Annotated in this window: 5 protein-coding genes; all 5 read right to left on the minus strand. The window is 72.5% G+C overall.

All coding sequences use genetic code 11. From position 1 onward, the window contains the following. On the minus strand, positions 1-1,560 hold the full coding sequence (locus AC069T_RS35990; RefSeq protein WP_478786749.1) for a hypothetical protein: 1,560 nt from the start codon (positions 1,558-1,560) through the stop codon (positions 1-3). Beyond that, positions 1,557-2,573: a hypothetical protein gene (locus AC069T_RS35995; protein ID WP_478786750.1), complete on the minus strand. Its 1,017-nt coding sequence runs from the start codon at positions 2,571-2,573 to the stop codon at positions 1,557-1,559. The genes AC069T_RS35990 and AC069T_RS35995 overlap by 4 nt, the downstream gene beginning before the upstream one ends. A gap of 419 nt (positions 2,574-2,992) precedes the next feature. Continuing rightward, positions 2,993-5,437: a zinc finger domain-containing protein gene (locus tag AC069T_RS36000; protein WP_478786751.1), complete on the minus strand. Its 2,445-nt coding sequence runs from the start codon at positions 5,435-5,437 to the stop codon at positions 2,993-2,995. A 311-nt stretch (positions 5,438-5,748) separates the two neighbouring features. After that, on the minus strand, positions 5,749-5,985 hold the full coding sequence (locus AC069T_RS36005) for a hypothetical protein (protein ID WP_478786752.1): 237 nt from the start codon (positions 5,983-5,985) through the stop codon (positions 5,749-5,751). Positions 5,986-6,190: 205 nt separating this feature from the next. Beyond that, positions 6,191-7,102 (minus strand): hypothetical protein, encoded by a 912-nt coding sequence (locus tag AC069T_RS36010; protein ID WP_478786753.1) that lies wholly within the window; start codon positions 7,100-7,102, stop codon positions 6,191-6,193. Positions 7,103-7,572: the final 470 nt, after the last annotated feature.

The raw sequence follows: 7,572 nt of genomic DNA on the forward strand, positions 1-7,572 counted from the left end.
TTAGGCCGGCGGCTCGTCGTCCTCGGCGTCCATCGGCACGGCGGTCTGATCCGGGTGGACCTCTACGGGGGCCGACTCGGCCTCGGCGGTCCCCTTCTTGGCCCGGCGGACGGGCTTTTTGGCCTGCTGCAATGCCGCGAGTTCGGCACGCAGACGCTCGTTCTCCTGGTCGCGCGCCCGCAGTTCCCCCCGGAGTTGTTCCGCGGTGGTCTCGGCCCGCTCGGCACGCTGCTCGGCGTCCACGGCCCGCTGTTCTGCGGCGCCCTTGTCCCGCTCCGCCGTACGCCGTTCCTCCTGCTCGGTGGCGAGCTGCGCGGCGAGCTGGTCCCGGCGCCGCTCGGCGTCACCGATGCGGGTGTCTGCCCGCTGCTCGGCGCGGTCGGCGCGGTTCTCCGCCTGCGTGCGGCCCTCCTCGGCCTTGGTGGCGCGCTGCTCGGCGGCGGCACGCTGCCGGTTGGCCTCAAGAACCTGGCTGCGGGCCTCGTCGCGTTCGCGCTTGGCCTTGTTGGTCTCGGCGAGTGCCTGGGCGTATCCGGCCTGGATCTCCTCCTTCTCCTCCTCCGCCTTGCGGGCTCGCTCCTCGGCGCGCTGCTGGGCGGCCCGGGCGGCCTGGGCCTCCTCGACGGCGCGGGCTGCCTCACTGCGTGCGGTGTCCCGTTCCCGCTCGGCTGCTTCGCGGGCGCGCTCGGCTTCGCGGGCGCGCTCGTCGGCCCGGGCCCGCTCCTGTTCTGCGGCCTCGGCGCGGGCCTGCGCGGCGGCAGCGGCCTGGCGGGCCTGGTCGCGCTGCTCGGTGGCTGTGTCGCGTTGCTCGATCGCGTCGGCGGCCTCGCGCTCGGCACGTTCGGCCCGGTCGGCGGCGGCGGCGCGCTGTTCCTCGGCGAGCTGCTGGGCGGCGGCGGCGTCGGCCGCGTTGCGCTCCGCCTGGTCCCGGCGGAACTCTGCGGTGCGGGCGTTCTGCTCGGCGACTTCCCGAGCCTCCTCGGCGGCCTCGCGGGCGGCGCGGTCGCGTTCGGCGGCGGCCTCGGCGGCCTCCCGGTCGGCGGCGGCCTGGTGGGCCTCGGCACGGGCGGCGGACGCATCGGCCTGGGCCTGTACGGTCGCCTGGTTGGCCCGGGCTACGTCCTGCTGATTGGCAGCGCGGGCGGCGGCCAACCGGGCCTCGATGCCCTCGGGAGAGTTGACCTTTTTCAGCTCCAAACGGGTGTCGGCTGCCACCTGCTCGATGCGCGTCACCAGCTCGTCAAGACGGTGCATCTGCCCCGGCAGACCAGGGGCGTTGCGCTCGCGTGCGCGGGCGGCCTTGCGCTCGTTCTGACAGTCCTTGTCGCAGTACTCGGGCGGCCGTCCGGCCCCGGCCGGCTTCGCCCGGGGAATCAGCTTCCCGCAGTTCGCGCACGGCTCGGGCCAGTACCCGTACGGCGCTTCCTCCTCGTCTCCTCCGTCGCCCTCGGAGGTCGGGTCGGGAGCGTCGCCCCCGTCCTCGTCGGCGAGGATGCCGAACCGCCTCAACTGCCCGGTGGCCTCCGGCGACAGCCCTTCGGGGGCCTTGTCGATGCTCACGCGCATGTGCCTTTCTCGTGCGAAACGGCCCGGGCCCGGTGACCGGTTCCGCGGGTGGTGCGGTGCCTCGGCCTCGACGGCGGCGCAGCCGGCGCGGGACGGCGGCGGGGACGGGCCCGGGTGCTGATGCTGCCGTAGAGGCAACCGCGGCGGATACCGACCGGGATTCCGCCCGGCCTGTATGGGCTCCGGCTCGACCTGAGCGGGCCGGTGACCTGCGGGGTGTCGGCTCCGGTGAGCTCGGCGCGGGCCTCGCCGGTGGGGTCGTCGTGCTCCTGGTGCTCGTCGTCCTGGGCGGCCAGGGCCTCGCCCTCGGCGTCCTGGTCCTCCCGCTCGTGGTCGGCGGCGGGGGCGGGCTCGATCACGGACGGCTCGGTGTACCGGCCCGCGGCGGTGAGGACGGCGGTCACCTCGTCCTCGGGCGCGTCCCACGGGTCTACCGGGCGGTCGGCCCACACCTCGGCGGCGACGGCGGCGGCCTGCTCCCACATCGGGCGGGCCGGGTCGCTGGCGGCCGGGGCCGGCGGGGTGCGCAGGCAGTCAACGAGGTGCCCGAGCACGGCCGTGCGGAACTCGCGAGCACGCACCCGCAGCGTGCTGGGGTCCTCGTAGTCAAGGTGGCCGGCCAGAACGGCCATGAGCGAGCGGCGCCACCGGCCGAACATCCGGGCCGCTCGCGTCGCTGCGGCCTCCAGTCCCGCCAGGACACGGGGAAGCGCGGCGAGATACCGGGCCACGTTCCGGGCCGGTCCGCTCACGATCATGCGGCGCTCGTCCAGTCGGCCGAAGCGGACGCCCTCGGAGAGCTCCCGGTAGACCGGCGTCAGTGCCCACGGGGTCCGCCACTCGACCCCGTACAGGCCCGTCAACGCCACGGCGGCGCTGCGATGCTCCAGCGCGCGGCGCTTGTCGGACGCGCCGAATGACAGCTCAGCCTCGAACCGGCCGAACCCGTTCACGTACGACACCTCAACGTAGGTGCGGCGGGAGGGAGTTACCCGAGTCGTCCTCATAGGGTCGACTCTATCATTTCTGGAATACCATTTCTAGTATTCCAGAAATTGCGGGATTGGCAGTCCCTCGTGAATTTCGGGGGTGGTCGCCGACTTCTCGTCGGCCTGTCCTGCGGCGGGCCTTGCGGCCCGCGTCGGCGGCGGCCTGGCCGGCCTTCCGCCGTGGGCGCTCGTCGCGCCGGGACTTCGCTTGTACAAGCGAAGTCGTCGGAGGGTTCGGGCTCGGGGGCCGCGGAACTCTGCTCCGGTCCGGGTCCCGCGTCGGCGGGGCTCCCGGTGTGCCGTCCGGGAGGTTTGCTCTCCGGGGGCTTCGCGGGCTCCGGTTCCCCCTGGGGGATGTTGAGGGCTCGCTGGGCGGTGACTCTACCGTGTGCGGCTGGTGGGCGGCCACTGCTTCAGGTTCCCGGGTGTGTCGGGGGTCAGGTGCTCGTGGCGGCGGCCTGGGCGGCTCGGCGGCGGGCGGCGTGCCACCGGTCGGCGGGGACGAGCATGCCGAAGCGGCGGGCCTCGGTGCCGCCCTTGGTGCAGCGCTCTCCGGGCTGGGCGCCGCAGTGCGGGCAGTGGTGGCGGGAGGCGATGACCGCTCGGCGGCCTGCGCGGCGGGTCGGCTGCTGGGGCACGGTGGGGGCGGGGCTGTCGGCTCCGGTGCTGCTGAGGTGCGGGAGGTCGAGCAACTGGCCGGTGCGGGCGAGCTGCTGGGCGTGGTCGAGCATGCCGGCCGCGCCGATGCGCTGGGCCTCGATGTGGCGGGCGCGGGCGTGGTTGGGGCGGCCGTCCTCGTCGCGCGGGTAGGCCCGGCCCCGTGGGTCCATGCCGGGGATGACGGTCTGTTCGGCGGCGGCTCGGCGCGGGCGCTGGCGGTAGGGCAGGGACCGGTGAGCCTCCTCGGCAGTCCACCACTCGTGTGCGGCCTGCTTGACCCGATAGGTGACGGCCAGGGCGGCCAGGCGGCCCGCGCTGCCGGTCTCCTGTGCTGCCTCGTACAGGGATCGGTCGGTGGCCTGGTAGGTCGTCTCTCCTCGGCGGCTGCGGCCCTGGGTCACCAACTGGAGCTGCGTCAGCCGGTGGACGTGGCGGAGCGTCGTACGGCGGCCGTAGCCGGTCTCTGCCATAACCTCGGCGAGTGTGCTGCCCCCCTGCCCTTCCCGGATCGCCCACAACGTCCGTGCGGCGTGGTGCCCCAGGTCGTGCCACACGTCCCCCTGCTGGTGGGTCAGGATGGCGCGCAGGTGGGCAGGGGACCCCGGAGTGAAGAGAGTAGGGGGGGCGGGGGGGGCGGGCGTTCCACTTCTGTCAGACCCCGGGTGAACTGGTGAAACGTTCTCTGTCAACTGGTAGACGGCGCATCGGTGGTGCTTGTGGTCCGGGCACTCGTGGCCCGTCGCCAGGGTCACTCTGCGGGCCTTCCCGGCCCTGCGCTCGGCCTCGGCCGTGACGGTGAGCCATCCATCCCTGATCAGGCGCCACAACGCCTGTGAGGCGGTCTGGCCGGTGTATCCGGCGAGCACGCCGAGCCGGTGGACGTTGGCGGACACGTCCACGCTGCCGGACAGCAGCATCAGCCACGCCACGGCGGTGAGGACGGCGCGATCCGCCGGGCCGGACTCCTTCGACCACCGGTCCGGGCCTGCGGTCCTCATCCGGGCGTACAGGTCGGTGACGGCCTGCTGTACCTCGTCGGCCTCGACGGGCCGGCCGTCGTCCTCCGGGCGGCGCGGCATCCGGGCGGCGTCCTCGACCGCGAGGAACCACACCCGGGCCCACAGCCGCTCTGTCTCCTCCTCGCTGCGCGGGCGGCGGCTTCCGTCCGCCTGGCGCTCGCTGCGCAGGTACTCCAGCGCGGGCGACGACTGCGGGTCACGGACCACGGCCAGGCCCTCGGCCTGGGTCCACCCGGCCAGGGCCATGGAACGGGCCGGGGCGTGCTTCGCCGCTGAGTGGTCGTCACCGCGTGACGGGCGGCGGCGTAGACCCCGCAGCGCCTTCGTGCCGAGCGGGCGCCACGGGGCCTCGATCTTCGGGCACCCGGCGGCATCCTCCACGATCCGGCGAACGTGCGGGCCGCGCTGCCGGATGGACGGCGGCACCTGGCGGCCACCGTGCCCCCTCTGCACCGGCGGCGCGGCTCCGTCCCCGGTTCGGTCGTCGGGTGTCTGCTGGCTGTCGGCCGGCTCGTTGTCGGGCAGCTCGGCGGCCATCGTCTCAAGACGCGCGGCCAGACGCTCGAACGCTGATGCGGGGGCGGACGCGGGGCCAAGCAAGTTGACGGCCTGGTCCACGGTGTGCGCCACAAGGGCGCTGTATCCGCCGTTGCGGTGGGCCGCTCCGGGCGGCCTGATCAGGCCATCGGTGGCGTTGCTGAGCGGGGAGGCGTCCAGCGACGGGCACAACCGGCCGGCGGCGGCGTTGATCCGCTGCACCACGGGGAAGGGAACGCCCTCGGCGCACCCCAACCACACGTGCATGCCGCCCGGGGAGCCCGACGCGACGGGTACCGGGGGGATGCCCTCGGCCTTGGCGGCCTCGGTCATCAGCGCAGCATCGGCGGCCACCTGCGCGGCCGTGTGCTGCTTGGCGTCGTGGTCGAACACCACGGCCCAGAACCGGGGGGCCCCGCGGCGTCCTCGGGCCAGGTGCACCGCTACCGGCCGGTCGGGGTCCATGTCCGTGATCGGCACGTAGTTGTAGGTGCCTGTCGGCGTCCTCGGCGGGTAGGAGTTGAGCCACGCGCCCGGCTGCCCGGCTGCCGGTCGCACGGTCCTGTCCCAGTACAGGGCGTCAAGGAACCGGCGCAGCGTCCGGTGAGCCTGCGTCCGCTCCTGGGCGGCGCGCAGGGTGAAAGCCCCCTCGTACACAGGGGACATAAAGGGCGTGGTAGCGGATACCGGGTCGTCTTGTCGATAAAACGCTGATGACACACCGCGTTCAGGCATGCCGGTGCCGCCACCGCGGGTCTGCGCTACGATGGCGGCAGCTCCTCGGTGCTAAGAGGACGCACGAAAGCCCCCGCTCGTCGGCCTAGGAAACCGGCATCAAACGGCGGCTAAGTGCTCTGACTAGGGCCCGGAGTCTCAGCTCAGGTTGGGGAACCTTGGGAACGAGGCTGAGACCCGGGCGGCTTACGCGCCGATCACTCGGTTAGGAGTCCCGAGATCTCGTCACGCAGCCGGTTCGATCAACCGGCCTCCTTCAGCCTCTTCGGGGCGGGGTGCGCCTGACGGTGCCTCTGGTGAAACTCCATCAGGGCCTTCCTGACCACCTCGGCACCGCTGATGCCCAACTCGGTCACCAGCTCCTCGTACGCGATACGCGCGGGCTCGCCGGGGTACAGATTGAGGCCAGCACGAATCGCCCTGTCCGCCGGGAACTCTGTCGACCGGCCGCGGTGCTGGCGTCCTCTGGGTGCTGCCATGATCATGGATCATAGCCCCTCCACCCCCGTTCTTGTCCAAAACATTGGAACGTGTCGGGGATTCAAACCTACGAACGGTCACCCTCGCGCGGCAGCGCACCCGGAGGCGGCTCGATGCCGCGTCCGGGTGCTCGGGCCGGCGCCCCTGCGCCGGCCTCCGGTTGAGGGTGGGGCAGGGTCCGTGCGGGCCCTGCCCCACCGGGTCTCAGTCGGCGTCGGGGTCGGCCTTGCGGAACGGCTGCTTGCACCGGCCGCACATCAACCCGCCCTCGTCGCCTCCGTCGACCGTGCCGAACTCCCATGACTTCCGGCTGATCTGGATGGCGCGTCCGGGCTTCTCCCGACCGTCCTTGTCGAGCTTGGGGTTTCCGTCGTCGTCCCGCTCGATGCATCCGCAGATGACCAGGAAGCGGGTCGGGCGCTTCTTCGGCGGCTGGGGGGCGTCTCCGTCCTCGTCGCCTCCGGGCTGTGCGCCTTCTCCGCCCTCGGTGGTGCCGCCTTCGGTGGTGCCCTCGTCGTCTCCGCCGGTCGTCGGGCGAGTGCCCTTGCCGAGCATGACCGCGATCGGGTCGTGTACGTAGGGGAGTCGGGCGGCGTCCAGTGCTGCGATGACCTCGGCGTATCGCTGGGCGGCGGCGTCGGTGATGGTGCAGTCCGACCACCCGATGACGTTGGCGGGGGTTGCAGGTCCGGTAAGGCCAAGTTCCTCGGCGAGCTTCACGAATCGCTTGTTGTGGTACCGGTAGTCACTGGACGTGTCCTTGATGCCGCGCACGTGGGCAAGCGCGTGGGCTGCCTCGTGCAAGAGGGTCTGAACGGTCCTCAGACCTCCCAGGCTCAAGAGCTCGCCCCCGGCGAACAGCTCGTGCGTGCGTCCGGCCTTGGTGCCGGTGCCGGTCTCGACGGTCCAGCGCTTCTCTCCGAAGTGCCCCCAGGTGATCCCCGTGCGGCTCCGGCCGGTGCCGGTGATCATCAGGACGTGGGGCACCTCAGGGTGCTGGGCGCGGATGGCTGCCCATGCGGCCTCAAGGGCGGTGATGATGCGGCTGCCGTGCTCGTGGCTGATCTCGGCAACGGGCTGGGCCTGGGTGGGGATCGCGGTCGTGGTTGCGGTCATCGGTGCTTTCCTATCGTGCGCGGCGGGCGGTTGGGGACTGTTCCGGGGGCGGCTCCTCGTGCCGCCCCCGGTGGGCGGGTCAGCGCGCGCGGCGGTCGCGCTGCTCGGGGAGTCGCCGGATCGGCTCGGACGGCTTGCGCTGGGCGGGGAGCTTCGGAGTGGCGCGCTCGTTGTCCGGGTTGTTCATGTGCGGTGTCCTTTCGCGGTGTTGGTGGTGCCGGTCCGGGGTGCCGTTCCCCTTCCCGACGTGTAAAAGAATACAGCACTAGGGCGCCATGGTCAACTCTGCCACGTGTCGTGCGACAGAAAAACCGCAGGTCAAAGGCATGACCGCCGGGACTCTCGGCCCGGATTTGGCTTGTACAAGCGAAGTTGGCGGGCCGGTCCGCTCCGGCCTGCGGGGGCGGTGCGTCGGCGGGCTCCTGGTCCTCGTCGGCGGGCTCGTGCCCGTGGTCCTGGTGCTGCTCGTC

This window comes from Streptomyces sp. NPDC043867 (assembly GCF_056435845.1).

Excerpts from the sequence above, each read along its gene's own strand:
- AC069T_RS35995 (WP_478786750.1), bottom strand. The coding sequence starts at position 2,573 with ATGAGGACGACTCGGGTAACTCCCTCCCGCCGCACCTACGTTGAGGTG.
- AC069T_RS36005 (WP_478786752.1), bottom strand. The coding sequence starts at position 5,985 with ATGGCAGCACCCAGAGGACGCCAGCACCGCGGCCGGTCGACAGAGTTC.
- AC069T_RS36000 (WP_478786751.1), bottom strand. The coding sequence starts at position 5,437 with ATGTCCCCTGTGTACGAGGGGGCTTTCACCCTGCGCGCCGCCCAGGAG.
- AC069T_RS36010 (WP_478786753.1), bottom strand. The coding sequence starts at position 7,102 with ATGACCGCAACCACGACCGCGATCCCCACCCAGGCCCAGCCCGTTGCC.